This is a genomic window from Azospirillum sp. A1-3 (genome assembly GCF_023806445.1).
Taxonomy (GTDB): Bacteria; Pseudomonadota; Alphaproteobacteria; order Azospirillales; family Azospirillaceae; genus Azospirillum.
In genome coordinates, this window is the sequence record NZ_JAMSLU010000001.1 from 738510 (window position 1) to 764322 (window position 25813).

At 67.4% G+C, this 25813-nt stretch carries 30 protein-coding genes and 1 tRNA gene; 26 read left to right on the forward strand and 5 right to left on the reverse strand.

The genetic code is table 11. From position 1 onward, the window contains the following. The first annotated feature begins 44 nt into the window (after positions 1-44). From M5E06_RS03530 to M5E06_RS03565, 8 genes are all read left to right on the forward strand, one after another. On the forward strand, positions 45-626 hold the full coding sequence (locus tag M5E06_RS03530) for a ubiquinol-cytochrome C chaperone family protein (RefSeq protein WP_252137171.1): 582 nt from the start codon (positions 45-47) through the stop codon (positions 624-626). Between the two features lie 192 nt (positions 627-818). Then, positions 819-1406, forward strand: coding sequence for a YceD family protein (locus tag M5E06_RS03535; protein ID WP_252137172.1), 588 nt, complete (start codon positions 819-821; stop codon positions 1404-1406). Between the two features lie 190 nt (positions 1407-1596). Next, positions 1597-1785, forward strand: coding sequence for a 50S ribosomal protein L32 (gene rpmF / locus M5E06_RS03540; RefSeq protein ID WP_012973646.1), 189 nt, complete (start codon positions 1597-1599; stop codon positions 1783-1785). Positions 1786-1867: 82 nt separating this feature from the next. Continuing rightward, the gene (gene plsX / locus M5E06_RS03545) at positions 1868-2920 is read left to right on the forward strand and encodes a phosphate acyltransferase PlsX (protein WP_109074555.1); all 1053 of its coding nucleotides are present in this window, start codon (positions 1868-1870) and stop codon (positions 2918-2920) included. 3 nt (positions 2921-2923) lie between these two features. Next, positions 2924-3895 (forward strand): beta-ketoacyl-ACP synthase III, encoded by a 972-nt coding sequence (locus M5E06_RS03550; RefSeq protein ID WP_286208611.1) that lies wholly within the window; start codon positions 2924-2926, stop codon positions 3893-3895. A gap of 157 nt (positions 3896-4052) precedes the next feature. Beyond that, complete coding sequence (locus M5E06_RS03555) at positions 4053-4385, forward strand: integration host factor subunit alpha (RefSeq protein ID WP_014247260.1); 333 nt, start codon at positions 4053-4055, stop codon at positions 4383-4385. A 106-nt stretch (positions 4386-4491) separates the two neighbouring features. Further along, the gene (locus M5E06_RS03560) at positions 4492-4956 is read left to right on the forward strand and encodes a MerR family transcriptional regulator (protein ID WP_252137174.1); all 465 of its coding nucleotides are present in this window, start codon (positions 4492-4494) and stop codon (positions 4954-4956) included. Positions 4957-5050: 94 nt separating this feature from the next. After that, positions 5051-5127 (forward strand) — tRNA-Pro (locus tag M5E06_RS03565). A gap of 253 nt (positions 5128-5380) precedes the next feature. Here M5E06_RS03565 and M5E06_RS03570 read toward each other — a convergent pair. Further along, positions 5381-7045: a copper resistance CopC/CopD family protein gene (locus M5E06_RS03570; RefSeq protein WP_252137175.1), complete on the reverse strand. Its 1665-nt coding sequence runs from the start codon at positions 7043-7045 to the stop codon at positions 5381-5383. Positions 7046-7462: 417 nt separating this feature from the next. Between M5E06_RS03570 and M5E06_RS03575 the strand changes: the two genes are divergently transcribed. From M5E06_RS03575 to M5E06_RS03620, 10 genes are all read left to right on the forward strand, one after another. Further along, positions 7463-7954: a DUF2946 family protein gene (locus M5E06_RS03575; RefSeq protein WP_286208612.1), complete on the forward strand. Its 492-nt coding sequence runs from the start codon at positions 7463-7465 to the stop codon at positions 7952-7954. Between the two features lie 62 nt (positions 7955-8016). After that, positions 8017-8553 (forward strand): YcnI family copper-binding membrane protein, encoded by a 537-nt coding sequence (locus M5E06_RS03580; protein WP_252137177.1) that lies wholly within the window; start codon positions 8017-8019, stop codon positions 8551-8553. Positions 8554-8582: 29 nt separating this feature from the next. Further along, positions 8583-9248 carry a MotA/TolQ/ExbB proton channel family protein gene (locus M5E06_RS03585; protein WP_109151524.1) on the forward strand — a complete coding sequence of 222 codons (666 nt, stop codon included), beginning with the start codon at positions 8583-8585 and terminating at the stop codon, positions 9246-9248. After that, entirely contained in the window at positions 9248-9697 is a 450-nt protein-coding gene (gene tolR, locus M5E06_RS03590; protein WP_252137178.1) for a protein TolR, read from the forward strand. The genes M5E06_RS03585 and tolR overlap by 1 nt, the downstream gene beginning before the upstream one ends. Positions 9698-9699: 2 nt before the next feature. Continuing rightward, the gene (locus M5E06_RS03595; protein ID WP_252137179.1) at positions 9700-10536 is read left to right on the forward strand and encodes a TonB family protein; all 837 of its coding nucleotides are present in this window, start codon (positions 9700-9702) and stop codon (positions 10534-10536) included. 10 nt (positions 10537-10546) lie between these two features. Then, positions 10547-10948, forward strand: a complete 402-nt coding sequence (locus M5E06_RS03600; protein WP_252137180.1) for a DUF2946 family protein — start codon at positions 10547-10549, stop codon at positions 10946-10948. A 49-nt stretch (positions 10949-10997) separates the two neighbouring features. After that, complete coding sequence (locus tag M5E06_RS03605; RefSeq protein WP_252137181.1) at positions 10998-13094, forward strand: TonB-dependent receptor family protein; 2097 nt, start codon at positions 10998-11000, stop codon at positions 13092-13094. Between the two features lie 291 nt (positions 13095-13385). Further along, the gene (locus M5E06_RS03610; RefSeq protein WP_012973667.1) at positions 13386-13805 is read left to right on the forward strand and encodes an organic hydroperoxide resistance protein; all 420 of its coding nucleotides are present in this window, start codon (positions 13386-13388) and stop codon (positions 13803-13805) included. 141 nt (positions 13806-13946) lie between these two features. Beyond that, on the forward strand, positions 13947-14402 hold the full coding sequence (locus tag M5E06_RS03615; protein WP_109151519.1) for a MarR family winged helix-turn-helix transcriptional regulator: 456 nt from the start codon (positions 13947-13949) through the stop codon (positions 14400-14402). Positions 14403-14516: 114 nt separating this feature from the next. Further along, a complete protein-coding gene (locus M5E06_RS03620; RefSeq protein ID WP_252137182.1) occupies positions 14517-15107 on the forward strand; it encodes a GNAT family N-acetyltransferase in 591 nt (196 codons plus the stop codon). Here the strand turns inward: M5E06_RS03620 and M5E06_RS03625 are convergent. Together M5E06_RS03625 and serA are read right to left on the reverse strand one after the other, a co-directional pair. Next, positions 15098-16078, reverse strand: coding sequence for an alpha/beta fold hydrolase (locus M5E06_RS03625; protein WP_252137183.1), 981 nt, complete (start codon positions 16076-16078; stop codon positions 15098-15100). The genes M5E06_RS03620 and M5E06_RS03625 overlap by 10 nt on opposite strands. 121 nt (positions 16079-16199) lie before the next feature. Then, positions 16200-17444 (reverse strand): phosphoglycerate dehydrogenase, encoded by a 1245-nt coding sequence (gene serA, locus M5E06_RS03630; RefSeq protein ID WP_109151552.1) that lies wholly within the window; start codon positions 17442-17444, stop codon positions 16200-16202. A gap of 242 nt (positions 17445-17686) precedes the next feature. Between serA and arsC the strand changes: the two genes are divergently transcribed. The 3 genes from arsC to M5E06_RS03645 all read left to right on the forward strand — a co-directional run bounded on the left by arsC (position 17687) and on the right by M5E06_RS03645 (position 19799). Continuing rightward, positions 17687-18028, forward strand: coding sequence for an arsenate reductase (glutaredoxin) (gene arsC / locus M5E06_RS03635; protein ID WP_252137184.1), 342 nt, complete (start codon positions 17687-17689; stop codon positions 18026-18028). Positions 18029-18062: 34 nt separating this feature from the next. Further along, positions 18063-19007 carry a 50S ribosomal protein L3 N(5)-glutamine methyltransferase gene (gene prmB, locus M5E06_RS03640; RefSeq protein WP_252137185.1) on the forward strand — a complete coding sequence of 315 codons (945 nt, stop codon included), beginning with the start codon at positions 18063-18065 and terminating at the stop codon, positions 19005-19007. Between the two features lie 69 nt (positions 19008-19076). Beyond that, positions 19077-19799 (forward strand): hypothetical protein, encoded by a 723-nt coding sequence (locus M5E06_RS03645; protein WP_252137186.1) that lies wholly within the window; start codon positions 19077-19079, stop codon positions 19797-19799. Between the two features lie 6 nt (positions 19800-19805). On the opposite strand, the gene M5E06_RS03650 is transcribed toward M5E06_RS03645, so the two are convergent. Next, on the reverse strand, positions 19806-20150 hold the full coding sequence (locus M5E06_RS03650; protein WP_252137187.1) for an HNH endonuclease: 345 nt from the start codon (positions 20148-20150) through the stop codon (positions 19806-19808). Between the two features lie 86 nt (positions 20151-20236). Between M5E06_RS03650 and M5E06_RS03655 the strand changes: the two genes are divergently transcribed. Next, positions 20237-20464, forward strand: a complete 228-nt coding sequence (locus M5E06_RS03655) for a hypothetical protein (protein WP_252137188.1) — start codon at positions 20237-20239, stop codon at positions 20462-20464. A 61-nt stretch (positions 20465-20525) separates the two neighbouring features. Here the strand turns inward: M5E06_RS03655 and carA are convergent, their stop codons facing one another. After that, the gene (gene carA, locus M5E06_RS03660) at positions 20526-21698 is read right to left on the reverse strand and encodes a glutamine-hydrolyzing carbamoyl-phosphate synthase small subunit (RefSeq protein ID WP_109151513.1); all 1173 of its coding nucleotides are present in this window, start codon (positions 21696-21698) and stop codon (positions 20526-20528) included. Positions 21699-22064: 366 nt separating this feature from the next. Here carA and M5E06_RS03665 point away from each other — a divergent pair, with 366 nt between their 5' ends. From M5E06_RS03665 to M5E06_RS03680, 4 genes are all read left to right on the forward strand, one after another. Beyond that, complete coding sequence (locus tag M5E06_RS03665; RefSeq protein ID WP_252137189.1) at positions 22065-22529, forward strand: GatB/YqeY domain-containing protein; 465 nt, start codon at positions 22065-22067, stop codon at positions 22527-22529. A gap of 95 nt (positions 22530-22624) precedes the next feature. Beyond that, positions 22625-23221: a Uma2 family endonuclease gene (locus M5E06_RS03670; protein ID WP_252137190.1), complete on the forward strand. Its 597-nt coding sequence runs from the start codon at positions 22625-22627 to the stop codon at positions 23219-23221. 114 nt (positions 23222-23335) lie between these two features. Further along, positions 23336-25234: a DNA primase gene (gene dnaG, locus M5E06_RS03675; RefSeq protein WP_252137191.1), complete on the forward strand. Its 1899-nt coding sequence runs from the start codon at positions 23336-23338 to the stop codon at positions 25232-25234. 152 nt (positions 25235-25386) lie between these two features. Next, positions 25387-25653, forward strand: coding sequence for a hypothetical protein (locus M5E06_RS03680; protein ID WP_252137192.1), 267 nt, complete (start codon positions 25387-25389; stop codon positions 25651-25653). Positions 25654-25813: the final 160 nt, after the last annotated feature.

Genomic DNA, 25813 nt, shown 5'->3' on the forward strand with positions numbered 1-25813 from the left:
TCGCCCTGTCAACGAGACTCCGAGTCGGGGAAGGGCTGCCGTTCGTGTCAGGAAGCTTTATCGGCCGTCTGCTGGCCCCTTTGATGTCCGGTATCGGCGGCGGTGCGCGTGCCCGCAACGCCACGGCGGTGGGTGGGCTGTTCACCGCCATCGTCCGCCGCGCCCGCGAGCCGGCCTTCTACGGTGCGCTCGCCGTGCCCGACACGCTCGACGGGCGGTTCGAGATGGTGGCGCTGCATCTGCTGCTGGTGATGCGCCGGCTGAAGGGGCAGGGCGCGGAGGCGGGCAAACTGTCGCAGCGCCTCTATGAGACGATGGTCGACGATTTCGAGAAGTCGCTGCTGGAGATGGGGGTCGGCGACAGCGGCATCGCCCGGCGGGTCAAGACGATGGCCCGCGGCATGGCCGGGCGAATCCGCGCCTATGACGAGGCGCTGGCCGACTCCGACCACGGCAGGCTGGAGGTGGCGCTCGACAACAACCTCTACGGCACGGTGGACCCGGTGCCGGACGGGACGCTGGCGACCATGGCCACCTATGTCCGCGCCTGCGCCGCGGCGCTCGACGCCCAGCCGCTGGAGTCGCTGATGCGGGGGGAGGTCCGCTTCGCCCCGGTGCCGGCGTGAGCGTTGCACTATATAAGGTGAGCGATGAATCGCCCGCAGCCGGGCGGCCGATGCCCGGGGTGATGCCTGGAGCGATGCCCGGGGTGATGCGTGAGGGCTTGCCTTTCCGGTCCGGCGGCTGCATGTGACTCAGAAGATGCCGGTCGCCCGTCGCGCCGGCCGTTTCGGTTTTCGATCAGAGAGTCTTTCGCCATGAGCCCTGCCAACGGTGCCCTGCCGGCCCCAGAATTCTCGCGCATCGTCCCTGCCGACGCGGTGCGCCGCGCCGACGTGACCGAGACCATCGAAGCGACGGAGACGGAGCGCAAGGCGCTGGCCGAACGGCTGGAGCTGGAGTCGATCGGCAGCCTGACCGCCACGGTGAAACTGCGCGCGGTGCGCGGCGGCCAGATGATCCGCGTCTCCGGCCAACTGGAGGCCGACGTGGTGCAGACCTGCGTCGTCACGCTGGAGCCGGTGCCCGCCCATGTCAGCGAGAGCTTCGATGCGCTGTTCGCCCCGCCGTCAATGATCGAGGACCAGGGACTGGAGGTCGATTTCGATCCGTCCCTGTCGGACGAGGACATTCCCGAGCCGATGGAGAACAACCGAATCGACATCGGCGAGTTGACGGCGCAGCACCTGTCGCTCGGTCTCGACCCCTATCCTCATGCCGAGGGCGTGGAATTCGAGGACTATCGCGAGCATGAGGGCGAGGAGACGGCGGAGGAAGAGGTGGCTGCGGAGCCTGAAAAGCCCAATCCATTCGCCGTCCTGCAGCAGTTGAAGTCGCGCAACTGATCCGGCTGTTGCTTTCCCCGCCGCGCCTTGTATAAGGGCCGGCATTTCCACCCCCACCAATGAGCGGCGCGGGGTTGCGAAATGGGGGTTGTTCGGGCTTGCCCTTTGGGGGCATTTGCCTTATTGAATGCCGCTCGCGCTGGGCGGCCCCTGTTCGGGCCGCCCTTTCCAATGAAGAGAGTTTACGGTCATGGCTGTTCCGAAGAAGAAGACCTCCAAGTCGCGGCGCAACATGCGGCGTTCGCACCACGCTCTGCCGACCTCGGCGTACAACGAATGCCCGAACTGCGGCGAGCTGAAGCGTCCGCACCACGTCTGCGGGTCTTGCGGCCATTACGACCAGCGTGAAGTGGTTCAGAGCGGCACCGCGGCCGCTTGATCCGGATCGCGTTGTCTGAGGTCCCGATGACCGGGGGCGCTGGTCGCCCCTGCCGGGGTCCAAGCCGGGGAGCCTGTTCGCGGTGAGCCAGCGCCTGACCATCGCCCTGGATGCCATGGGTGGCGATCACGGCCCCGACATGGTCATTGCCGGGGCGGACATCGCGCGGGAGCGCCATCCCGACGTGCGCTTTCTGCTGTATGGCGACCAGCAGCGGCTTGAACCGCTGCTGAACCAGCGGCCTGCGTTGAAGGCAGTGGCGGAAATCCGCCACACCGCCGACTTCGTGGCCGGTGACGCCAAGCCGGCAGTGGCGTTGCGCGCCGGTCGCCAGTCCAGCATGCGGCTTGCCATCGACGCCGTCGCGGCGGGCGAGGCTGCCTGCGTGGTGTCGGCCGGCAACACCGGCGCCTTGATGGCGATGGCCAAGTTCGTGCTGAAGACGCTGCCGGGCATCGACCGGCCGGCGATGGCCTCCTTCTTCCCGACGCAACGGGGCGAGAGCGTGATGCTGGACCTCGGCGCCAACGCCGAATGCCAGCCGGAAAATCTTGTCCAGTTCGCCGTGATGGGGGCCGTCTTCGCGCGCGCCATCCTGGGCCTTCCGGAGCCGTCGATCGGTGTGCTGAACATCGGGTCGGAGGACATGAAGGGCAACGAGGTGGTGCGTGCCGCGGCGGCCAGCCTGCGCGACATGCCGCTGCCCGGCCGCTTCCATGGCTTCGTCGAAGGCACGGACATCGGGTTGGGAACGGTCGACGTCATCGTCACCGACGGCTTCACCGGCAATGTCGCGCTGAAGACGGCGGAGGGCACGGCCAAGCTGTTCTCCGAATTCCTGCGCCGGACCTTCGCGACGTCGTTCCTGGCACGGATCGGCTATCTGCTGGCACGCGGCGCCTTCAAGCGCTTCCGCGAGCGGATCGACCCGCGCCGCTACAACGGCGCGATGTTCCTGGGCCTGCGCGGCGTCTGCGTGAAGAGCCATGGCGGCACCGACGCGGTCGGCTTCGCCAACGCCGTCGCGGTCGCTGTCAATCTGGCGACGCACGGCTTCAACGAACGCATCAAGGAAGAGATGGGGCGCATAGCCGACGCGAACCCTCTTCCCGACACGAAGGCGGCGGCGGGCTGAACAATGGTCATGCGTTCCCGAGTTCTGGGTTGCGGTATCTTCCTGCCGTCCAACGTCGTCACCAACCAAGATCTGGAACAGCGGGTCGACACGTCGGACGAGTGGATCGTCCAGCGCACCGGCATCAAGTCGCGCCACATCGCCGCGGAGGGGGAGAAGACCTCCGACCTCGCCATCGCCGCGGCGACCCGCGCGCTGGAGCATGCCGGCGTGCCGGCTTCCAGCATCGACTGCATCATCCTGGCCACCACCACGCCCGACAACACCTTCCCGGCAACGGCGACCAAGGTGCAGGCGGCGTTGGGGACCAAGGGCTTCGCCATGGACATCCAGGCGGTGTGCGCCGGATTCGTCTATGCCATGTCGGTGGCCGACAATTTCCTGCGCAACGGTCAGGCGCGCCGCGCCCTGGTGATCGGGGCGGAGACCTTCTCCCGCCTGCTCGACTGGAACGACCGCACCACCTGCGTGCTGTTCGGCGACGGCGCCGGCGCCATCGTTCTGGACGCCTATGAGGGCAAGGGCGATTCGTCCGACCGCGGCGTGCTGTCCACCCACCTGCATTCCGACGGCAGCCAGTACGACCTGCTCTATGTCGACGGCGGCGCGTCGTCCACCGGCACCATCGGCCATGTCCGCATGCACGGGCAGGAAATCTTCCGCCATGCCGTGTCCAAGCTGTCGGCGGTGGTGGAGGAGGCTCTGGTCGCCAACGGCCTCGAGTCGACCGACATCGACTGGATGGTGCCGCACCAGGCGAACCGCCGCATCATCGACGGGCTGGCCCGCAAGATGAAGCTGTCGCCGGAAAAGGTGGTGCTGACGGTGGACCGCCATGGCAACACCTCGGCCGCGTCGATCCCGCTGGCGCTGGGCGAGGCGGTTGCCGACGGCCGCATCAAGCGCGGCGACCTGATCTTGATGGAAGCCATCGGCGGCGGCCTGACCTGGGGTTCGGCGCTGGTCCGCTGGTAAGCCGCCGGCGCTCCTTCCCCATTTCCCCGTCAGCATGCTGCGCTGCAACCCCGGCCGGACTTCGGCCGGGCCGTTTGCGCCTGCCAAGCTTTTGAATTGACGGACCTTCTTCCCCCGGATTACCGTCTTCGCAATGGTTGCGGGGGGAGGTCGAACAATGTCGCAAAACACCGTCACGCGCGCGCAATTGAGCGAAGCCGTCTATCAGGAGGTCGGTCTTTCGCGCAATGAATCGGCCGATCTGGTCGAAACCGTCCTGGACGAGATTTCCGATGCGCTCGCCCGGGGGGAGATGGTGAAGATCTCGTCCTTCGGCAGCTTTCAGGTCCGCCAGAAGGGCGAGCGAATCGGCCGCAACCCCAAGACCGGGGAAGAGGTGCCGATCCTGCCGCGCCGCGTTCTGGTCTTCCGCGCCAGCCATGTGCTGAAGAACCGCATCAACGACGTTCAGGAGGGTGGGGCGCCGACGCCCGCGCGGGCGCTGTCCTGACGCCGGCCGTTTCCGATGATGATCCGGAAGCCCTGCCCATCGCCATGTCGTGCCGTCCCACGGACTGCCGCCCCCGATTGTTGTCGGATGGCGGCCTGATCCGGTCATGAAATCCGCCACGGCCTATCGCACCATCAGCGAGGTGTCGACTGACCTCAACGTGCCTCAGCATGTGCTGCGGTTCTGGGAGACGAAGTTTCCCCAGATCCGCCCGCTGAAGCGCGGCGGCGGCCGACGCTATTACCGGCCGGAGGATGTCGAGCTTCTGCGGCGCATCCAGGCGCTGCTGTATGAGGACCGTTATACCATCAAGGGCGTTCAGCGCCTGTTGAAGGAAGGGCGGATGGCCGACCCGACGCCGCCGCTGCCGGAAGATACGGATGATGGCGGCGACGCGGCGGATGCCGAGGCTTTCGCCGGGGACGAGTCCGACGACGTCGGGGAGGGCGGAGCCGATCATCCGCCCCTGTCCGATGCCGTGCGTCACGAGATCACCATGGTGCTGGACGAGTTGAAATCGCTGCGATCGGTGCTGTCCCGACTGTCCGAAATGGGGAGCAAAAAAAGCTGAAAAATCATCACGGGAGATGTTGCATCGGCAAAAGCCCGCGGCTATAGTCCCGTTCCCTTCCGGAGCCAAGCCGCAAGCACTGCGGTGAAGTTGACGGAGCGTAGCGCAGCCTGGTAGCGCATCAGACTGGGGGTCTGGGGGTCGCAGGTTCGAATCCTGTCGCTCCGACCAGTTCCGGAGGGATTGAAAAAAGCCTTGGAACCTAATGGTTCCAGGGCTTTTTCTTTGCCCGCGTCATCGGTTGCCGATGCGTCATCTTTCGGCGCCGTGTGGAACTCAACGTAACCGAACAGATTCGTGCGATGCATGCTCAACCGGGCGCAGCGCATCTCCATCGAGGCGAGATCCTGCAACCGAGGAGCCAGCAGGACCGGCGGTGATCATTCATCGCCAAAACGCCCTGTTCCTCACTCTTCGAATGCCGTCACTTGGCCGTTTCGATGTTCACCGGCGCCTCACCGATCGACACCTCGGTTTGGAACGTCCGCTTGTCGAAATCGTCGATCAGCACTTCAAGGCGCAACGACCATCGACCAGCAAGCGGCAGAGTCATGTCGTCGACTCCGTAGAAGCCAGGGCCGTAGGTTGTCAGGGTACGCCGCAGAGGGGCCACACCCGCTGCCGAAAGCTCCCAGTTCATCGTCACCTCACGGGTGGAAACCGGCTTGCCATCCTCATCCTGAAGATGGAGCCGAACGCCGTTGCTTCCCGGCTTCGCCGGAACAACGTCGATGATGGCGACGAGACCTCCTTTCACCGCAAGGGTGGAAAATCCGGCCGGTGGCTTTTCCTCGGCTGCGCTCAATGCGCGGGGCGGGGGCGTCAGGGCGAAGGCCGCTGTCAGCAGCAGGGCAGCGCCGGCCGCCGCCATCTCCAGGACGATGCTCCGCCGCAATGCCCTGACGGCGTGGTCGCCACCCCGGTCTCCATCTCCGTCGAGGGCCGGGCTCAGGGACTGCCTGTTCCACGCCGCCAGTCCGAGCAGCAACAGGACAGCCACCATCTTGCCGGCCCACACCCAGCCATAGCTGCTGGACAGGATCGCCTGGAAGGAGCGGAGCTGGATCGCGGACAGTACCATGCCGGCGCCGGCCAGGATGGCCACGGCACCGACGGCCAGGCGCGAGAATCGGCGGGTCAGCCTTGCGGCGACAACCGGCGACTCCAGGCGCAATGCCATCGTCAACGGCCAGAACGCCCCGACCCAGTAGGCTGCCATCAGCCCATGCAAACCGACGAGCGGCGCGCTCAGCCATCGGGGAGAGGCGGTGGCCGCATGGCCGGTGACGGCCAGCGAGGCGGCCCCCAGCAGTGCCCCCGTCACCAGCAGCGCCTGCCCGACCGCGGGACGGAACTCCAATGCCAAGCCAGAGGCCGAGCAGAGCAGGGCGAGCAGAGCGACTCCGGCGCTGAGGCCGACGCTGCTCGCCGCTCCGGTGGTCCAGGGGCTTCCGGTCAGCAGGGCGGCGAGGGGTTGACCTGCCAGCGTCACCCCGGTCACCCCCACCAGCAGCGTCGCCGACAGGCCTGCCGCCAGCAGCATCAGGCACAGAAAAGGCTTCAGCCGGTCGTTGAGCGTCGCCCAGCGTCCCGTCACCAGCACCAGGAACAGGCCACCGCCTGTACCGGCCAGCAGGGTGGCGTAATGCAAGGTCCGCAACAGCAGGCCGGCCAGGGCGGCGGCACGGGACGGGTCGTCCAGCGGAGGGGAACTGGCCGTCGATGACGGCGCCACGCCGATCCCGAACGTGAAGGACCCGGCGACGGGATGCCCATCCGCCGAGGTGACGCGATAGCTGGCGACATAGAGGCCGTTCGGCAATCCCGGCGGCAGGGCGAGGCGGACGCTGTCGTTCTCCGTCACCGCGCTTTGCTGCTCGGCCATGTCCCGTCCCTGCTGGTCGAGCAACTGGATACGGACGGGCGTGACGGGTTCATTGAAGCTCAGCGTCAAGCTTGCCGGCGCGGTGTCGAGGCTGGCACCTTCGGCCGGCACCGACTCCATCAGGACCGCATGGGCCCAGCCGCTCGGCGGGAAGGCTGCGAGGATCAGCACGGCCAAAACCACGATTGGAAGAATGCCGGTCATACGACGGAGGCCGGGACGCATGAGGATGCCTCGCTCTGGTAGGGGGCATGGTCGAGGGGCTGCATGCGGTGCGGTCATCGCCGCGGTCGGCATGCAGCCCAATCACCCCGGCTGGTGCCGGATGTCAGTACAGTTGGGGCTCGATCAGCGTGACGCCCGCATGCTTCGGACTGTCCGGCGACGAGCCATATGAGGGCAGCCAGCTGTTGCGGAAGGCCGGAACCAACGTTCACGCGCGGCATCCTCCAGTCAAGCCGTTCGACAAGGGTGAGACGATTTAGCCATGCTCCCCGAGATAATGGCTGCGGGGCAGGTTTCTACGTCGGATTGATCCTCGCTTGATCTCGGACAAGTCCGGACGCGACCGATCCTGATACCTCTGCCCGCACAACAGCCAATGCCGAGCCGTCGCGTCGAATGTCCCGCCGCCTCCCTCCAGCCTCTTGCCGACCGACCGCTCTTTGCGGTTGCTCGGGGCTTGGCGGTCGGCGGCGGGTTCTGGCGTGGCTGGCGATCCTGGCCATTCTGGTGCAGACCATCGTTCCGGATTTCGCCATGGCGGCCCGCGCCGCCGGCTACCGGATCGGAAACGCGGTCGAGGCCGCGGCGGCACATGACTGCCACCAGGAAAGCGGCGAGCCGGAGCTTGGCGCCGGGTCCGGGATGCAGATGCCGACGGGGGCGGCGCACAGCCCGCAGGCTCCCGCCGGGGGCGACGATCACGGGGCTGTTTGTCCGTTCTGTCTGGCGCTCGGCACCCATGGCCTGATTACGGAACCGGGCGGCAAGCTTCCGGTCCCCACCGATCATTACGCGGCCGCGCAGCCGCAGGAGGCCGGCGTCCGTCCGCGCCTGCTCTTCCTGACGTGCCTCCATCCACGGGCGCCGCCGGGCACCGCACAGGTCTGATCGCCGTCAACTGGGCGCGCCGCGCGTGCGCCCACCCGATCTCCTGTCCGGAAACTCTCATCATGAACCGTATTCAAGCCCTGGCGCTGGGCGCCGGGTTCCTGTGCCTTGCCGCAACGGCCGGCACCGCGTCCGCGCATGTCACCCTGGAAACCCGCGAGGCCCCGGCCGGCAGCTATTACAAGGCCGTCGTCAAGGTGCCGCACGGCTGCGGCGGCGCCGCCACCACCGCTGTCCGCGTCCGGCTGCCGGCCGGCGTCGTCGCCGCCAAGCCGATGCCGAAGCCCGGCTGGACGCTGACCACCAAGGACGGCGAATACGCCCAGCCTTACCAGTCGCACGGCCGCACCATCACCCACGGCGTCACCGAGATCGCCTGGAGTGGCGGTTCGCTGCCCGACGCCTGGTATGACGAATTCGTCTTCCAGGCCGTGCTGCCCAAGCAGCCCGCCGGCACGGTGCTGTATTTCCCGGTGGTGCAGGAATGCGGTTCCGGCGTGGCCCGCTGGATCGAGATTCCGGAGCCCGGCAAGACGCCCGCCGACCTCCCCGAACCGGCCCCCGGCCTGACCCTGACCGCCCCGACATCCGGTCACTGACCGCTGCGGCGCATCTATGGGAGGGGTTCATGCCAGACCATGATTTCTCGATCGTGGGCCTGTTCCTTGCCGCCGATCCGGTGGTGAAGGGTGTGATGATCCTGCTGCTCGCCGCGTCGATGGCGTGCTGGGCGATCATTCTGGAAAAATCCATGGCGCTCGCCCGCGCTAAGGCGCAGGCCCGCGCCTTCGAGGCGGCGGTCGCCGGCGGAGGCGGTCTCGACACCGTCTTCTCCGGGCTGCCCGCCGCCATCGCCGCCGCCGGGCGGCACGAGTGGCACGATTTCGATCCGGGCGAGAGCCGGGCCGAGCAGCGCGAGCGGCTGGAGCGTGCCATGCGCACCGCCATGTCCGAGGAACTGCGCCGTCTCGACGGCCATCTGCCGGTGCTCGCCACCGTCGGCTCCTCCGCTCCCTTCATCGGGCTGTTCGGGACGGTGTGGGGCATCATGCGCAGCTTCGTCGCGATCGCCGGGGCGAACGACACCAGCCTTGCCGTGGTGGCGCCGGGCATCGCCGAGGCATTGTTCGCCACCGCCATCGGTCTGGTCGCCGCCATCCCGGCGGTGGTCGCCTACAACGCGCTGACCAGCGGTCTCGGCCGGCTGTCGCAGCGCCTGTCGGTCGCCATCGGCCGCCTTGCCGGACAGGCGGTGCGCAGCCGCAGCCTGCCCCATCGCGTGGCGGCCGAGTGATGGGGATGACACCTGCGGAGAACCGGGCGGGGGACGAGTTCTCCTACCGTCCGGTCGCCGAGATCAACGTCACGCCCTTCATCGACGTGATGCTGGTCCTGCTGGTCATCTTCATGGTGGCCGCACCCCTGATGACGGCCGGCGTGCCGGTGCAGTTGCCGAAGACAACCGCCCAGAAACTCAGCCAGCCGCGCGATCCCGTCCAGGTCAGCATCGACCAGGACGGCCGCGTCTTCCTGGGCCAGGAGGAGATGGCGCCGGCCGATCTGCCGGCGCGGCTGGCGGCCCTGGCGCGGGAGGCCCCCGACACGGTCGTCTATGTGCGGGGGGACCGCGCGCTGAGCTATGGCCGGGTGATGGAGGTCATGGGGCAGGTCAGCCAGGCCGGCTTCGCCCGGGTGTCGCTGATGGCGGAGGGGCTGGCCCCTGCCGCGAAGAAGGCGCCCTGACCGTGCGCCCCCCGACCATGCGCCGGGCAGGACGCCATTGGGCGCGGGCCCTCTCGATCGCCCTGCATGTCGGGGTGCTGGCGCTTCTGGCTGCGCGCTATGATCCCGTGCCGCCGGCTCCGGCCGCGGTTCTGATCGACCTCGACCTCCGGCAGCCCGATCCCGAGCCTCCGGCGGAGGTGACGCCCCCGGCTGATCCATCGCCGCCGGAGCCGGCCGCTGTACAGGAGGCCGAGCAGCAGGCACCGGCGGACCCGTTGCCCGAGCAACCGTCCCCGCAATTGCCCGACCCGGTCCCCCAACCGGTCGCCGTCGCCGAGCCCACGCCCATCGAGGAGGTTCCGCCTCCGCCAGCGGCTGCACCGGACGTGGCGGCGATCCCGTTTCCGGCGGTCAAACCCCGCCCGCCGGAAACGGTCAAGCGCCCGGCAACTCGCCCGGATCCGCGACCGGTTGCGTCTGCCGCGGCACCCGTCGCCGACCGTCCTCCGGTGGCCCAGTCCCAAACCCAAATTGCGCCGCCGCAACCGGCGCCGGTTCGCGCCGCGGGGCCGCCGCCCGATTATCTGGCGCGGCTCCAGGCCCGGCTTGCCCGCTACAAGACCTATCCGCGTGCGGCCCAGCTCGCCCGCGAAGAGGGCACCGTTCTGCTGCGCTTCGTCGTGGCCCGCGATGGTGCCGTGCTGTCCTGGCGCATCGAGCGTGGTTCGGGCTTCGACAGCCTCGACCGTCAGGTGGAGGTGATGATCGGGCGGGCGGCTCCCTTGCCGCCGATGCCGGACGACCTTCCCGGCGACCGGCTCGACGTCGTGCTGCCCGTGCAGTTCGCGTTGCGGTGACGGACCAGTCATGACCCCGGTGCCGCGCCCGTTCCGCCTTGTCGCCCTCCTCGCCGCCCTGGCGCTGCTTCTGCTGCAGTGCTGGGCGCCGAGGCAGGCCGTGGCGATGCTGGTGGCCGAAGCGGCCGCGGCCGTCGCGGAACAGTCGCTGTGCCAGCACGACGAAGCGCCGGACTATAACGGCCCGGCAAAGCCGGATGCGGGCCATGGGCACCGCCTGTGCCCCGATTGTCTGACCTGCTGCGCCGTCCCCGCAGCCATTCCCCCCGACGGCGGCGTGCTTCCGTTGCCGCACCGGCACGGCCTGGTGCAGCGCCGCCGCATCGGGTCTCCGCCGCGCCGCCGGTCTTCCATCCACCGCCCCAACGCCCGTGCGCCTCCGGGATCGTCGCATCGCCGATACAGCCGCTGAACGACGAGACCGGCCGGCCCGTGATGCCGGCCCGCAAGGGAGAGCTTTTGTGACCCGTTCCCAATCCATCGGACGCGGTGCCGCCGCGTTGGCCGCACTTCTTCTGACGACCACCGTGCTGACCCCGGTTCCGGCCGCCGCGCAAACGGCAGCCCCGGTGACCCTCGACACCCTCACCATCAACGCGCAAGGCGCCGGCTCCCCGACCGCCCCGTCCGCCGAGCAGGCGCGCGACGACCTGAACCGTACGGCCGGCTCCGTCGGCTTCATCGATGCCGAGGCCTACAAGGGCCAGCATGCCAAGGATCTGCGCGACGTCCTCAAGGACACGCCCGGCGTCTTCGTCGAAAGCCGCTATGGCCAGGAGGTCCGCCTGTCGATGCGCGGCTCCGGCATTGCCCGCGGCTACCATCTGCGGGGGATCGAGCTGCTGCAGGACGGCATTCCGGTCAACCTCGCCGACGGCAGCGGCGACTTCTACCAGATCGACCCGCTGGCCCTGCGCTATGCCGAGGTCTTCCGCGGCGGGAACGGGCTGGCTTACGGCTCCTCGACCCTCGGCGGCGCCATCAATTTCGTGACGCCGACCGCCCGCACCGCCGTCGCGCCCAACGTCCTGCGGGTGGAGGGGGGCAGCTATGGGGCCGCCACCGCCAGCGGCCAGGTTTCCCGCGTGATCGGCGACGCCGACTATCTGATCAGCGGCACCGTGGCCCATTCCGACGGCTATCGCGACCATTCGGAAGGGCAGGGCGAACTGCTGAACGCCAATGTCGGCTACCGCTTCAACCCGAATGTCGAGACCCGCTTCTACGCCGGCGCCTATGTCGTCGACCAGAAGCTGCCCGGTGCGCTGAGCCTGGGCGATGCCTTGAACCGGCCGCGCTCCGCCGCGGCGGCGGCGTTGTCTGGCGACCAGTCGCGCATGACCTGGACCGAACGGCTGGCCAACCGCACCACCATCCATCTCGACGGCGGACAGCTGGACATCGACAGCTGGGGGATTCACAAGAAGCTGTTCCATCCGATCTTCCAGGTCGTCGACCAGGATGGCTGGACCTACGGCATCGGCACCCGCTACACGACCTCCTTCACCGTGGGCGGGCTGCGCGACGAGCTGACCGTCGGCTTGCGGGCCTATGCCGGCACCAACAAGGCGCTGCAGTTCGTCAATGTGAAGGGCAGCCGCGGCGCCCAGACCGCCGACACCCGCCAGGAGGCCCGGAACTACGAGGGTTACCTCGAAAACCGGCTCTATGTCATGCCCACCCTGGCGGTGATGACCGGAGCCAAGATGCTGCGCAACGAGCGCAGCTTCACCGACCATTGGAACCCGCGGCGCAACTCCGACCAGACCTATGACGGGTTCAACCCCAAGCTCGGCCTGTTGTGGGAGCCGCTGCCGGACGTGCAGGTCTTTGCCGACGTCACCCGCAGCATGGACGTGCCGGACTTCAGCGACCTCACCCAGACCCAGGCGAACGGCAATCCCGCCTTCGTGCCGCTGCAGGCGCAGCGCGCCTGGACGGCGGAGGTGGGGACGCGCGGGCAGAAGGGGCGTTTCGCCTGGGACGCCACGCTGTACCGCTCCCAGGTGAAGGGGGAGATGCTGCAGTTCACCACCAATCCCAGCATCCCGGCCGCCACCTTCAATGCCGACCGCACCGTGCACCAGGGCCTGGAACTGGGCGTCAAGGTCGAGGTCGCCAGCGACATCACCGGCCCCGCGGCCGGCGACAAGCTCATCGTCGGACAGGTGTGGAACCACAACGACTTCCACTTCCGCAACGACCGGCAATACGGCAACAACAGCATCGCCGGCGTGCCGAAGAACGTGCTGCGGACGTCCCTGTCCTACACGCGGCCGGACGGCTTCTACGTGACGCCGACCGTGGACTGGGTGCCGCAGGGCGCGTGGGCCGATCAGGCGAACACGCTGCGGGCGCCGGGCTACACGCTGTTGGGGGTCCAGACCGGAATGGAGGTGAAGGACGGGGTCCTGCTGTTCGTCGACGCGCGCAACCTGACGGACAAGCGCTACGTCAGCGACATCGGCACCATCACGGACGCCCGCCGCGCCGGCACCCAGATCTTCTATCCGGGTGAGGGGCGCACCGTCTACGCCGGCCTCCGCGCCGCCTTCTGAGCGGGAGCGCGCGTCCACGGTCCACCGGGTCAAAGCGTCGCTGCCGCTGAACCGCACCGTCACCCGCTCGATCAGCGGGTGCAGCCGGTCGCGCGCTTCGATCCGGTGCTCCCGCTACGGCGGGGCTCGAAAGATGGGCCATGCGTCAGACGCATTGCGCACAATTCAATTACGCACGGCCAAATACATTGCGCGCAATCGAATTGCGCGTCATAGTTAGTCCCACGAGATCGACGGGCGCCGGGCAAGGCCGCCGCCCCGGAAACCAAACTCACTGAAGGAGCACACGCCATGAAGACCCTCTATTCAACCAAGGTGACCGCGACCGGTGGCCGTGACGGCAAGGCCGTCAGCGAGGATGGACTGCTATCGGTCGCGCTGGCCGCGCCGAAGGAACTGGGCGGCCAGGGCGGCGCCACCAACCCGGAACAGCTGTTCGCCGCCGGCTATTCGGCCTGCTTCATCGGCGCCATCAAGTTCGTCGGCAACCGTGACAAGATCGCCGTTCCGGCCGATCTGACGGTGAACGCCACGGTCGGCATCGGCGCCCGCGACGATGGCGAGGGCTTCGGCCTGACGGTCGATTTCGTGGTCTCGCTGCCGGGCATGGACAAGGCTGCGGCCGAGGATCTGCTGGCCCGCGCCCACAAGGTCTGCCCCTACAGCCACGCGACCAAGGGCAACATTCCGGTCACCACGACCGTTGCCTAAGGACCGGGCCTGAGGGCATCGCCTGAGGCGAGAAGCCTTCGGCATTGCGCCGCCGGGCTGTTGCGCGCGATTGTGCAGGACGCATGATCGACCGACGCGCGGCATCCCGGCGGCGCGCCGCATTTGCAAGGTTCACCCATCATGGCAGCCGACAAGGACGATCCGCTTCTGCTCTCCAACCAGGCGTGCTTCGCGCTCTATTCGGCCAATCTGGCGATGAGCCGCGTCTATCGCCCGATGCTGGAGCAGCTTGGCCTGACCTATCCGCAGTATCTCATCATGCTGCTGCTGTGGGAGCAGGACGGGCAGTCGATGAAGCTGCTGGGCGAGCGGCTGGGGTTGGACAGCGGCACGCTGACCCCGTTGCTGAAGCGGATGGAGGGGCAGGGGCTTCTCACCCGCGCCCGCGATCCGCAGGACGAACGGCTGGTGCGAATCGGCCTGACCGCCGAAGGGGCGGCTCTGCGCGGCAAGGCCGAATGCCTGCCGACGCGGATCGCCGCCGCCGCCGGCAGTTCGGCCGGGGAACTGATGTCGCTCCGCGATGCGCTGCTGCGGCTGCGCGACGACCTGAACCGCGCCGCCGATCAGGGCTGAGCGGATCGGGGCTGAACGGGCCGGTTCGCACGAAAGGGGCTGGAAATCGGCGGCGCGAGAGCCTCTTCTATTCGGCCGCTCTCCTGATCGAAGGTTCTCGCCGTGAGCCCTGCATTGACTGACGACCGTCTCCGCATCCGCCCGGCCGATGCCGACGACGCCCCGGAGCTGGCGCGGCTGATCGACATTGCCGGGGGCGGGGTCTATGAATTTCTGCTCGACGGGCTGATGCCGGGAATGACCGCGGCGGAGATGTTGGTGCCGGGATTGGCCGGCCGCAGCGGGTCGCTGTCGCACCGGCAGAGCGGAGTCGCGGAACTGGACGGGCAGGTGGTCGGCGTCGCCCACGGCTATCCCACCGACTGGATCCGGACGGAGGATTACAGCGGCCTGCCGCCCGACCGGGTCGCCCATATGGCCGAATTTTCCCAAACGCTGGATTGGGGCAGCTATTTCCTGTCGGCGCTGGCGGTCGATCCGGACCTGCGGCGGCAGGGCATCGCCGGGCGGCTGCTCGGCTGGTTCTACGAGCGGGCGCGGACCGGCGGCTTCGACCGCGTCACCCTGCATGTCTGGGCCGACAACGAGCCGGCCCGCCGTCTCTACGCGGGCGAGGGATTCGAGGAGATCGGCCGCGCCGACATCCCCTGGCATCCCCGCCTGCCGCACCAGGGCGGCAGCATCCTGATGCGGCGCTACCTGTGAGCGGAGACCCGCGGCATCGCCTTTTCGGCCGACAGCTCGTCGATCCGGCGCACCACCAGCTCCGGGTCTGCGTAATGCACCATGTGGCCGGAGTCCGGCACCCAATGAAGGGTGCTGTCGGGCAGGACATGGTGAAGCCGGCCGCTCTGTTCCTCCTGCGAGACGACCCGGTCATAATGCCCGGCGAAGATCGCCACCGGGACCGTCACCCCGGCATAGCGGTGCTGCAGCCGCTCGGCGGCGGGCACCATGGTGACGCCGTCCTGGGCGTTGGCGCGCAACTGGCCCGGCCGGATCGTCAGGGCGGCGGGGAAGCTCTCCGTCAGGTGGTCCGGCACCGGCCGCGGCGAGAACAGTGTCTTCAGTAGGCCCGGCATCATTGCCTTGGAGACCGGCGGCGACAGGGTGTGGCGCAGCAGGCCGCCCAGCACCGGCATCGCCAATGGCGCCACCAGAACCGTATCGACCCGCGTCGTCGGGAAATAATAGCCGGCCAACAGCACCAGACCCTTCACCGTCCGCGGATGGTCCAGCGCCAGCGCCAGGGCGACGAGCGTGGCGTAGGAATGGCCGACCACCACGGCGTTCTCGATCTCCAGGGCGGCGAAGGCCCGGGCCAGCAGGTCGGCCTGATCCTCCGGTGTCCAGTCGCGGTCATGGGGGCGATCGCTGTGGCCCATGCCTGGGCGATCGAAGGCGATCACCCGGTGAGTCCGCGCCAGCCGCTGGAACAGGCCGCTTGCCAGCGAATCGCCGAGGGCGGAGACGTTGCCGTGCAGCAGCACGACCGGCGGACCTTCGCCGGCCTCCATGTAATGCAGGCGGACGCCGTCGACGGTCAGGAAACGGCCTTCCGGCGGATAGCGGCGCTCGGCCGCGCGTGCCGCCAGGGTGTTGGCGACGGCCAGCCCGCCCAGCGCTAGCGCGGTGAGGCCCAGGGTCTTGAGCATGGTGGAGTGGCGGTCGGTCATGGCGGTCGTCCTCTCAAGGCTGGTGCTGCGGCGCAGCATCATGAGGGGACAACCGGGCGGCATGGGGAAGGGTTCCCGGGGGGAGGCTGTCGCGCCCCCCCGGAACCCTTCCCCTATCCGATCAGCGCTGAGACGGGAACAGGAAGCGCGCCTTCAGGGTGCCTTCAATGGCGCGCAGGTCGTTGACGACCTCCAGTTCGTCGACATCGCCGTTGACGTCGACCACCACATAGCCCAGCTCCGGATCGGTCTGGAGATACTGGGCGGCGATGTTCAGGTCGCGGCCGGAGAACACCTCGTTCACCTTGCGCAGGATGCCCGGACGATTCTCGTGGACGTGCAGGAAGCGGGTGCAGCCGGCCTGCACCGGCAGCGCCACCTGCGGGAAGTTGACCGCGCCGACGGTGGAGCCGTTGTCCGAATACTCGAGCAGCTTCTGCGCCACCTCGGTGCCGATGTTGGCCTGGGCCTCCATCGTCGAACCGCCGATGTGCGGGGTCAGGATGGCGGTCTTGATGCCGCGCAGCGCGCTCTGGAACTCGTCCTTGTCCGAACCGGGTTCGACCGGGAAGACGTCGATGGCGGCGCCCAGGACGTGGCCGGAGCTCATCGCGGCGGCCAGCGCCTCGATGTCCACCACCTGCCCGCGGGCGGCGTTGATCAGGTGGCTGCCCTTCTTCATGGCGGCCAGTTCACGCTCGCCGATCATGTTGCGGGTCTGCGGGGTGTCCGGCACATGCAGGGTCACCACGTCGGACACCGACAGCAGTTCCTCCAGCGAGTCGCAGGCGCGTGCATTGCCGAGAGCCAGCTTGCGCACGACGTCGTAGAAGCGGACCTGCATGCCCATGGCTTCCGCCAGGATCGACACCTGGGTGCCGATATGACCATAGCCGACGATGCCCAGCGTCTTGCCGCGGATCTCGTAAGAGTCCTTGGCCGACTTCATCCAGCCGCCGCCATGGACCAGCTGCGACTTCTCGAAGATGCCGCGCATCAGCATGATGATCTCGCCGATCACCAGCTCCGCCACCGACCGGGTGTTGGAATAGGGGGCGTTGAACACCGGCACGCCCTGGCGGCGCGCAGCCTTCAGGTCGACCTGATTGGTGCCGATGCAGAAGCAGCCGACGGTGATCAGCTTGTTCGCCGCCTCCAGCACCTTGGCGGTCAGCTGGGTGCGCGAGCGGATGCCCAGGATGTGGACCGAACCGATGCGCTCCAGCAGTTCGGACTCGTCCAGCGCGCGCGGCAGCCGCTCGACGGAGGCATAGCCGCCGCGGGCCAGTTCGTCGATGGCGTTGTCGTGGACACCTTCCAGAAGGAGGATGTTGATCTTGTCCTTGGAGAGCGAGAGCTTGGTCACGGCCGGCATCCGTATCTGGGCATCGGATCTGTTCCGCATGGCCCGCCCACCGGGATAAGGGCGCGGACGGGCCTTCGGAAAAGCGAGCGCGCAAAGTAATACCAAAGCCATCCCTTGTCACCTGAGGGATGTTGCGCCGCGGCGTCCGTTTCCGCATGCCGGATTGGCGCGGCACGCGGGTTGGGTGTATCAGTCTGACCGCTCTTCAAACCGAGAAAGCAACCAAGGTCAGGAAGTCTGGCATGAGCGACGTGACGATCTATCACAACCCCCGCTGCAGCAAATCGCGCGAGACGCTGGAGCTTCTGCGGTCCCGCGGTGTCGAGCCGACGGTGATCGAGTATCTGAAGACCCCGCCCGGCCCGGCGGAGCTGTCGGCCATCCTCGCCAAGCTGGGCAAGGGGCCGCGCGACATCACCCGCGCCAAGGAGGCGGCGGAGGCCGGCTTGCCCAAGGACCTCGACGGAGAGGCGCTGATCGCCGCCCTGTCCGCCAATCCGGCCGCCATCGAACGCCCGATCGTGGTTAAGGGCGACCGCGCCCGCGTTGGCCGTCCACCGGATTCGGTGCTGGAGATCCTCTGACCCCTTTCCCGTTCCTGACCGGAGCCAGCGCCCCATGACCAGCAAGCTGACCAGCAAGCACACCGCCGCCGCAGCCGCCGCCGAGCTGTCGACCATCCGCGATTTCCTGCGCTACGGCGTCAGCCGCTTCAACGAGGTCGATCTGGATTACGGCCACGGCACCACCACAGCCTTCGACGAGGCGGTGTTCCTGGTGCTGGAGACGCTGCACCTGCCGGTCGACCAGCTCGACCCCTATCTGGACTCCCGGCTGACCGCGGCGGAGCGCGAGGCGGTGGCCGGCATCCTCCATGCCCGCATCGACACCCGCAAGCCGGCGCCCTACCTGCTGAACAAGGCCTATATCCAGGGCATTCCCTTCTATGTGGACGAGCGGGTGATCGTTCCCCGCTCCTACATCGGCGAGCTGCTGTTCTCCGACCTGTTCGGCGGCGACGACTTCACGCTGGTGGAGGATCCGACCTCGGTGGAGCGGGTGCTGGACCTGTGCACCGGTTCCGGCTGCCTCGCCATCCTGGCCGCCCGCATCTTCCCCGAGGCCCAGGTGGATGCCGTCGACCTGTCGCCCGACGCGCTGGAGGTGGCGAAGCGCAATGTCGCCGACAGCGGCTTCGAGGACCGCATCACCCTGCATCAGGGCGACCTGTTCGCCCCGCTGAAGACGCGCAAGTACGACGTCATCATCACCAACCCGCCCTATGTCGACGCCGAATCGATGGACGCCCTGCCGCCAGAGTTCCGCGCCGAGCCGGAAATGGCGCTGGCCGGCGGCGACGACGGGCTGGACATCGTCCGCCGCATCCTGAAGGAAGCGCCCAAGCACCTGACCCCCGAAGGCGGCCTGCTGTGCGAGTTCGGCACCGGCCGCGAGATTCTGGAGGCGGAGTATCCGCACCTGGATTTCCTGTGGCTGCAGACCGCCAACAGCTTCGGCGAGGTGTTCTGGCTGACGCGGGAGCAGCTGAAGGCCGGGAAGTAAGGGGTGCGGGGTGACCTCCACCCTTCCATATCTCTTGTCGGCGAACGGTTTCCCGGTAACAGTGCTGGGATGACCGTTCGCCTCCTGTTCCTTTCCCTTTTGGGGCTCTTCCTTGCGGCGATGCCGGCCGCGGCGCAGTCCAATGGCTGTGGCGGCTTTCCGCCGACCAAGCTGACGCTCGACACCGTGCTGGCGCCGATCAAGCGCGATGACAGCCTGTCGATCGCCCAGCTCACCCGGCTTCCGGGGCGGACGCCGGGGCCGGTGAGCACCACCGACAGCCATGTGCTGGGGCTGACCCAGGCGCGTTACGGCGAGCAGTCGCAGGTGCAGGCGCTGTTCAAGTCGATGGGCGACGGCACCTATTGCGCGTCGGCCAGCGCGCTGACCATCAGTTTCGGCTTCCAGCAGCGCATCGTTCATGTCGCCGGCGAGATCCCGGCCAATTCCTGCCTGCATGGCGAGGTTCTGGCCCATGAGATGCGCCATGTCGCGGTGGACGAGGCGCTGCTGAACGAGATGATGCCGCAGATCCGCAGCCGTCTGGAGCAGGTGATCGACGGGATGGCGCCGGTGCGTTCGCGCAGCCAGACCCAGGCGATGGCGGCGATCCGCCGTCCGCTCGAATCGGCGATGCGGCGGATCATGCAGGAGTTCGGCCGCGAGCGCGACAGCCGGCAGGCCAAGGTCGATACGGTCGAGGAGTATGAGCGGGTCAGCCGCGTCTGCAACGGCGAGGCCCGCGAGTATCTGCCGAAGCCGGCCGCGCGGCGGGCGATGCAGCGGGGCTGAGGGCGGTCAGCGCTTGCGCCGCCGCCGGTCGGTGGCATGCCCGTCGATGAACTCCGGCGGCTTGCGGCGGACCCAGCGGATGAACGCGGCGATGTCGGGATGGCCGCGCAGGGCCTCGATCTCGTGATAGTGGTCGCGCAGCTGCTGTTCGGTCAGCACCGCGTGAATCTTCGCATGGCAGATGCGGTGCATCGTCACCGTTTCCCGGCCGCCATAGGTGCGCGGAATCAGGTGGTGCTCGTTCAGGCTGGCGCCCGACACCATCGGCCGGCCGCAGAGCGGGCAGGCGGGGCCGTCGGGCTGGGCAGACGGTGCAGACTTGTGGGAAAACGGATAATCCGGAAGACGCATATCTGTTGGAACCGCTGATCGCTGCCCATGTTGGCAATCTAGGAGAGGCCATAATCGATATGGTCCGCAACCTCCAGGAGGCCACTGTGAACGATTCCAAATCACAGCCTCGTGACCAGACGCATGGCGGCGACAAGCCGACCGCTACCCAGACCGCCGCCGGCCAGACAGCCGACTGCACCCAGTACGGCCAGGCTGCCGGGTCGCCCGGCGGGCGTGGCGGCACCAGCTGCTACGGCGGCATCCAGCGGGTCCAGCCACGCACGGCGACCGCCACGACGCTGGCCCCTGACAAGGACCGTTACGCCAAATAGAAAAAGGGGGAGCCGCGCGAACGGCTCCCCCTTTTTTCCATGACTTGCTGCCTGTCGAGCGTCAGGCCGCCTTCTTCTCGGCGATCAGTTGGACGAAGCGGTCGAACAGATAGTGGCTGTCCTGCGGGCCAGGCGAGGCTTCCGGGTGGTACTGCACCGAGAAGACCGGCTTGCCCTTCAGGCGGATGCCCTCGTTGGTGCCGTCGAACAGGCTGACATGGGTGACCTCGGCGTCGGCCGGCAGGGTCTCCGGAACGACGACGAAGCCGTGGTTCTGGCTGGTGATCTCCACCCGGCCGGAGGCGAGGTCCTTGACCGGATGGTTGGCGCCACGGTGGCCCAGCGCCATCTTGGTGGTCTTGGCGCCCAGCGCCAGCGACAGCATCTGGTGGCCGAGGCAGATGCCGAACATCGGCACGCCGGTGTCGAGCAGGCCCTTGATCGTCGGCACGGCATATTCGCCGGTGGCGGCGGGGTCGCCGGGGCCGTTGGACAGGAAGACGCCGTCCGGCTGGTGGCGCATCACGTCCTCGACCGTGGCGGTCGACGGAACCACCGTCACCTTGCAGCCGGCGGCGGCGAGGCAGCGCAGGATGTTGCGCTTGGCGCCGTAATCGATGGCGACGACATGGTACTGCGGCTTGTCCTGGGTGGCGTAGCCGCCGCCGATGGTCCAGCCGGCCTCGGTCCAGTCGTAGGTCTGGCGGCAGGACACGTCCTTGGCCAGATCCATGCCTTCCAGACCTGGCCAGCCCTTGGCCTTGGCGATCAGCGCCTCGATGTCGAACTTGCCGTCCGGCGAATGGGCGACGACGCCGTTGGGCGCGCCCAGGTCGCGGATGCGGCGGGTCAGGCGGCGGGTGTCGACGCCGGCCAGACCGATGAGGCCGTAGCTCTTCAGCCAGTCGTCCAGGTGGCGGGTGGCGCGCCAGTTCGACGGGTCGGTGATGTCGGCGCGCAGGATCAGGCCGCGGGCGGCCGGCGTGACCGTCTCGATGTCTTCGGCGTTGGCGCCGGTGTTGCCGATGTGCGGGAAGGTGAAGGTGATGATCTGGCCGGCATAGCTGGGATCGGTCAGGATCTCCTGATAGCCGGTCATGGAGGTGTTGAAGCACACCTCGCCCACCGAATCCCCCGTGGCGCCGATGCCTCGGCCGCGGAACACCGTGCCGTCGGCCAGGACCAGGACGCCGGTGTGAACCGCATTGTCGGAGGGGGGAGTGGCGAGAGTCATTCCTGTGAACCTTCCCAAAAACCGCGGCCGGCGACGGATCGGGTGATCGGCGGAACGGCGACGGCCTAGCGTCCCGCCGGGCGCGCACACGCAACCGCTCGCACCCCATATCCGCCCTGGAGGGCGATGACGTGGGATCGAGTGGGCTGATCGGGTGGGCCGGACATCCTATATGACGATTGGCGGCCGGATTTCCAGCAATAGCTTTGCAAGGCGGCCCTGATCCGCGGACAAAGTCGGAAGGTTCCGGGGCGTCCATTCGCCGGATGGGGCTTTTGCCATGGAAATCGGCGGCCATTTTCGGAATAGTCGGCTGTCCGGCCGGAGCCTTTCGATCCCGGCCCGACGAACCAAGGAAGACAGGACATGACGCTTCGCACGCAGTTCAACGACAGCCTCAAGGATGCGATGCGCGCGAAGGACCAGCGCGCGGTGTCCACCATCCGCATGATCCTCGCAGGCCTGAAGGACCGCGACATCGCCGCCCGCACCCGCGGCGTGACCGACGGCATCGACGAGGCGGAGATCCTGTCGATGCTGCAGACCCTGGTGAAGCAGCGCAACGAATCGGCGGGGCTGTACGATCAGGGCGGCCGTCCCGAACTGGCGCAGCAGGAGCGCGAGGAGATCGCGGTCATCGAACGCTTCCTGCCCAAGCAGATGAGCGAGGAGGAGTCCGCCGCCGCCATCGACGCCATCGTGGCCGAACTGGGCGCCTCCAGCATCAAGGACATGGGCAAGGTAATGGCCGAGCTGAAGGCCCGCCATGCCGGCCAAATGGACTTCGCCAAGGCCGGCGGTCTGGTGAAGGCGCGGCTTTCGGGCAAGTAAGGGCGGGCAAGTAAGGGGCGCTGGCCGCCGCGGGGCGACTCAGGCTAGGCTGAAGTCTGATCCCCCGCGCGGCAGACGGGCAGGAGGACGGTGGAATGGTCGCGGTCCGCAAATCCAGCTTCTCAGGCATGACCGTCGCGGAGTTCCTGGACTGGAACGGCGACGGCACCGACACGCGCTATGAGCTGGTGAACGGCGAACCGCGCGCCATGGCGCCGGCGAGCATCACCCACGGTATCCTGCAGAGCACCGTCGCCCGCCTGATCGGCAACCATCTGGCCGACCGCGCGCCCGGCTGCCATGTCGTGACCGCGCCGGGTGTGCAACCCCGCGTCCGATCCAGCCACAACATGCGCATCCCCGACCTGGGCGTGACCTGCGCCCCGGATGAACGGGGCCTGCGCACGCTGCCCGACCCGGTCCTGCTGATCGAGATCCTCTCGCCCAGCAACGAGGCCGAGACGTGGGAGAATGTCTGGACCTACACCACGCTGCCGTCGGTCCGCGAGATCCTGGTGCTGTGGACGGCCGGGGTCGGTGCGGAGCTTCTGCGGCGACAGGCTGATGGCAACTGGCCGGAAAGTCCGCAGGTGATCGTCGGGGACGAGGTGCTGACTCTGGACAGCATCGGCTATCAGGTCCCGTTGCGCACGCTCTATGCCGGGACGCATCTCGTCAGGCAGCCGGACTGACGCACTCCACCCTGCGCCATCTGCACCCTTGGGGCCGGCGGTGCTGGTTCCCATACTATGCCTCTGCTATAGCCTAGCGCCCTTTGCCCATCCCACCCCGGTGACCGTTCGACCATGGCTTTCCCGCCCCAATTCCTGGAAGAACTGCGCACCCGGCTGAATTTGTCGGAAGTGGTCTCCAAGCGGCTGCGGCTGATCCGCGCCGGTCGGGAGTACAAGGCCCCCTGTCCCTTTCACAATGAGAAGTCGCCGTCCTTCTACGTCAACGACCAGAAGGGCTTCTTCCATTGCTTCGGCTGCGGCGCCCATGGCGACATCATCGGCTTCGTCATGCGCCACGACAATCTCGGCTTTCCCGAGGCGGTCGAGCATTTGGCCGGCGAGGCCGGCTTGCCGGTGCCGCGCCCGACCGAGGAGGACCGGCAACGCTACGAGCGGCGCAAGACCCTGCACGATCTCGTCGAGCAGGCGGCGCGCTGGTTCGAGCAGCAGTTGCACACGTCCGCCGGGCGGCCGGGGTTGGACTATTTCATGCGGCGCGGGTTGGACGGCGAGACCATCGCCCGCTTCCGGCTGGGCTACGCGCCCGGCGATTCGAATGCGTTGCGCACCTATCTGGGCAAGCAGGGCTTTTCCGACGAGGACATGGTCAATGCCGGGCTGCTGAAGCGGCCGGACGACGGCCGGGCGCCCTACAGCTTCTTCCGCAACCGCGTGATGTTCCCGGTGACCGACCGGCGCGGGCAGGTGGTCGCCTTCGGCGGGCGCATCCTGGAGGGCGACGGGCCGAAATACGTCAACACCGCCGACACCCCGCTCTTCCACAAGGGCACGCTGCTCTACGGCCTGTCGCGGGCGCGGCAGGCGGCGGCGGACGGCAAGCCGGTGATCGTCGCCGAAGGCTATATGGATGTGATCGCGCTGGTCCGCGCCGGCTTCGAGGGCGCCGTGGCGCCGCTGGGCACCGCGCTGACCGAGACGCAGGTGCAGGAGCTGTGGAAGCTTATCCCGGCGGCGGAGAAGGTGCCCTTCCTGTGCTTCGACGGCGACAATGCCGGCCGGCGCGCGGCGTGGCGGGCGGTGGAGCGTATCTTGCCGCACCTCGCCCCCGGCCAGTCGGCCCGCGTCGCCTTCCTGCCGGAGGGCGAGGACCCCGACAGCCTGATCCGCGCCAGCGGCGCCAAGGCGATGGGGGCGGTGCTGGAGGCGGCCATCCCGCTGTCCGACGCCCTGTGGCGGATGGAGAGCGAGGGCCGGCCGACCGACACGCCGGAGGCCAAGGCCGCGGTGAAGGCGGCGCTGGAGGCCCGCGTCGCCACCATCGCCGACCGCGACGTCCAGAGCTTCTACCGCACCGAGATGCGCCGCCGCGTCGACGAGGCCTTCGCCCCGGTGCGCCAGGGCTACAATCGCGGCCCCTGGGTGCCGGGGCAGGGGCGGGGGGGCCGCTTCGGCGAGGCGCCGCGCCGCCATGTGCCGGGAGTGCCGGGACGCCTCACGTCGAAGCTGATGCACGATAAGCCGTTGAAGATGCAAACCCTTAGCCAAAGATTCGAGCGGATCATTTTGGCGTCACTTATCAATCATCCTGAACTGATCGATGATTTTTTTGACGTTCTTGTTGTTGCTGAATTTGAGACTCAGGAGTTCGCTAGAATAAGGGAGTGCTTGGTGGAGTTCGTATTGTCAGGGTCGGAAGTTACAAGGGAAAAAATAATCAGATTTGTAGAGGGAAAAGGTTTTGATGAGGGATTAGAGAATCTGTTCTCTGATAAGACGTATACGTATGCCTCTTTTGCAAAAGAGGGAGGTGATGTCGGATTTGTTAGGGAATGCTTGATAGATGCTTGTGAGTTCTCTAAAAACCCGCGAATAAAGTCGGAAATGATTGATGCCCTTAGGACGTTTAACAGCGATCCAGGGAATCAGAATTATTCTAGAATTGAGGCATTGAGACAGGAGTTCACGATGGGTACGGGGGAGTTGAAAAATCCGGACGGAGAATCGTCTTGAGGTTGCTTTCTCGGTGCCTTTCTCGGGGATATGGAACTGGCGCTTATTCATCTCACCTGTTGCACAAAGCACATCTTAAGGGAGATAGAAGCGACTCGACACTTGACGCCGCTGCGCTTTGTCGCCACTTGTCATCCGCCGGCCATGAGACCATGGTCGGTGCTTTGCTAGGCGAGTCGACCTATGTCCATGCCGGCTTCGCCCGTCCTGATGCCTCTACGGAGGATGCCAGGAAGGGATGGTGGCCTGCGTGGCGGCATCTGCATCACGAGCGGGTGCTCGACGATCTTAGGGAAGCGAAGGCGGCTCTGACCCGTGACAACAGCGAGGCCAACTTCGCGAGGGTCGTGGCTCTTCAGCAGGAGGTCATAAGGTCCGGTCTGGGTTTTGCGGACGACAGTGACTTTGACGATGTCTGACGGTTGATGACTCAAATCGTCGCCAATCGGGCATCGGTTGACGGGACACAGGGCAACAGGACGGGGCCGCATGACAGTTTCTGTGATGGCGGGTTCTGGGTAGATACATGGTTGGGGGTGGGGCGGACGGGCCGGGCAACCGGGACCGGGCGCTCCTTTC

Coding starts and splice junctions, on each gene's coding strand:
- M5E06_RS03535 (WP_252137172.1), top strand. CDS start 819: ATGAGCCCTGCCAACGGTGCCCTGCCGGCCCCAGAATTCTCGCGCATC.
- rpmF (WP_012973646.1), top strand. CDS start 1,597: ATGGCTGTTCCGAAGAAGAAGACCTCCAAGTCGCGGCGCAACATGCGG.
- M5E06_RS03550 (WP_286208611.1), top strand. CDS start 2,924: ATGGTCATGCGTTCCCGAGTTCTGGGTTGCGGTATCTTCCTGCCGTCC.
- M5E06_RS03555 (WP_014247260.1), top strand. CDS start 4,053: ATGTCGCAAAACACCGTCACGCGCGCGCAATTGAGCGAAGCCGTCTAT.
- M5E06_RS03560 (WP_252137174.1), top strand. CDS start 4,492: ATGAAATCCGCCACGGCCTATCGCACCATCAGCGAGGTGTCGACTGAC.
- M5E06_RS03570 (WP_252137175.1), bottom strand. CDS start 7,045: ATGACCGGCATTCTTCCAATCGTGGTTTTGGCCGTGCTGATCCTCGCA.
- M5E06_RS03575 (WP_286208612.1), top strand. CDS start 7,463: ATGTCCCGCCGCCTCCCTCCAGCCTCTTGCCGACCGACCGCTCTTTGC.
- M5E06_RS03580 (WP_252137177.1), top strand. CDS start 8,017: ATGAACCGTATTCAAGCCCTGGCGCTGGGCGCCGGGTTCCTGTGCCTT.
- M5E06_RS03585 (WP_109151524.1), top strand. CDS start 8,583: ATGCCAGACCATGATTTCTCGATCGTGGGCCTGTTCCTTGCCGCCGAT.
- tolR (WP_252137178.1), top strand. CDS start 9,248: ATGGGGATGACACCTGCGGAGAACCGGGCGGGGGACGAGTTCTCCTAC.
- M5E06_RS03600 (WP_252137180.1), top strand. CDS start 10,547: ATGACCCCGGTGCCGCGCCCGTTCCGCCTTGTCGCCCTCCTCGCCGCC.
- M5E06_RS03610 (WP_012973667.1), top strand. CDS start 13,386: ATGAAGACCCTCTATTCAACCAAGGTGACCGCGACCGGTGGCCGTGAC.
- M5E06_RS03615 (WP_109151519.1), top strand. CDS start 13,947: ATGGCAGCCGACAAGGACGATCCGCTTCTGCTCTCCAACCAGGCGTGC.
- M5E06_RS03625 (WP_252137183.1), bottom strand. CDS start 16,078: ATGACCGACCGCCACTCCACCATGCTCAAGACCCTGGGCCTCACCGCG.
- arsC (WP_252137184.1), top strand. CDS start 17,687: ATGAGCGACGTGACGATCTATCACAACCCCCGCTGCAGCAAATCGCGC.
- prmB (WP_252137185.1), top strand. CDS start 18,063: ATGACCAGCAAGCTGACCAGCAAGCACACCGCCGCCGCAGCCGCCGCC.
- M5E06_RS03645 (WP_252137186.1), top strand. CDS start 19,077: ATGACCGTTCGCCTCCTGTTCCTTTCCCTTTTGGGGCTCTTCCTTGCG.
- M5E06_RS03650 (WP_252137187.1), bottom strand. CDS start 20,150: ATGCGTCTTCCGGATTATCCGTTTTCCCACAAGTCTGCACCGTCTGCC.
- carA (WP_109151513.1), bottom strand. CDS start 21,698: ATGACTCTCGCCACTCCCCCCTCCGACAATGCGGTTCACACCGGCGTC.
- M5E06_RS03665 (WP_252137189.1), top strand. CDS start 22,065: ATGACGCTTCGCACGCAGTTCAACGACAGCCTCAAGGATGCGATGCGC.
- M5E06_RS03670 (WP_252137190.1), top strand. CDS start 22,625: ATGGTCGCGGTCCGCAAATCCAGCTTCTCAGGCATGACCGTCGCGGAG.
- dnaG (WP_252137191.1), top strand. CDS start 23,336: ATGGCTTTCCCGCCCCAATTCCTGGAAGAACTGCGCACCCGGCTGAAT.
- M5E06_RS03680 (WP_252137192.1), top strand. CDS start 25,387: ATGGTCGGTGCTTTGCTAGGCGAGTCGACCTATGTCCATGCCGGCTTC.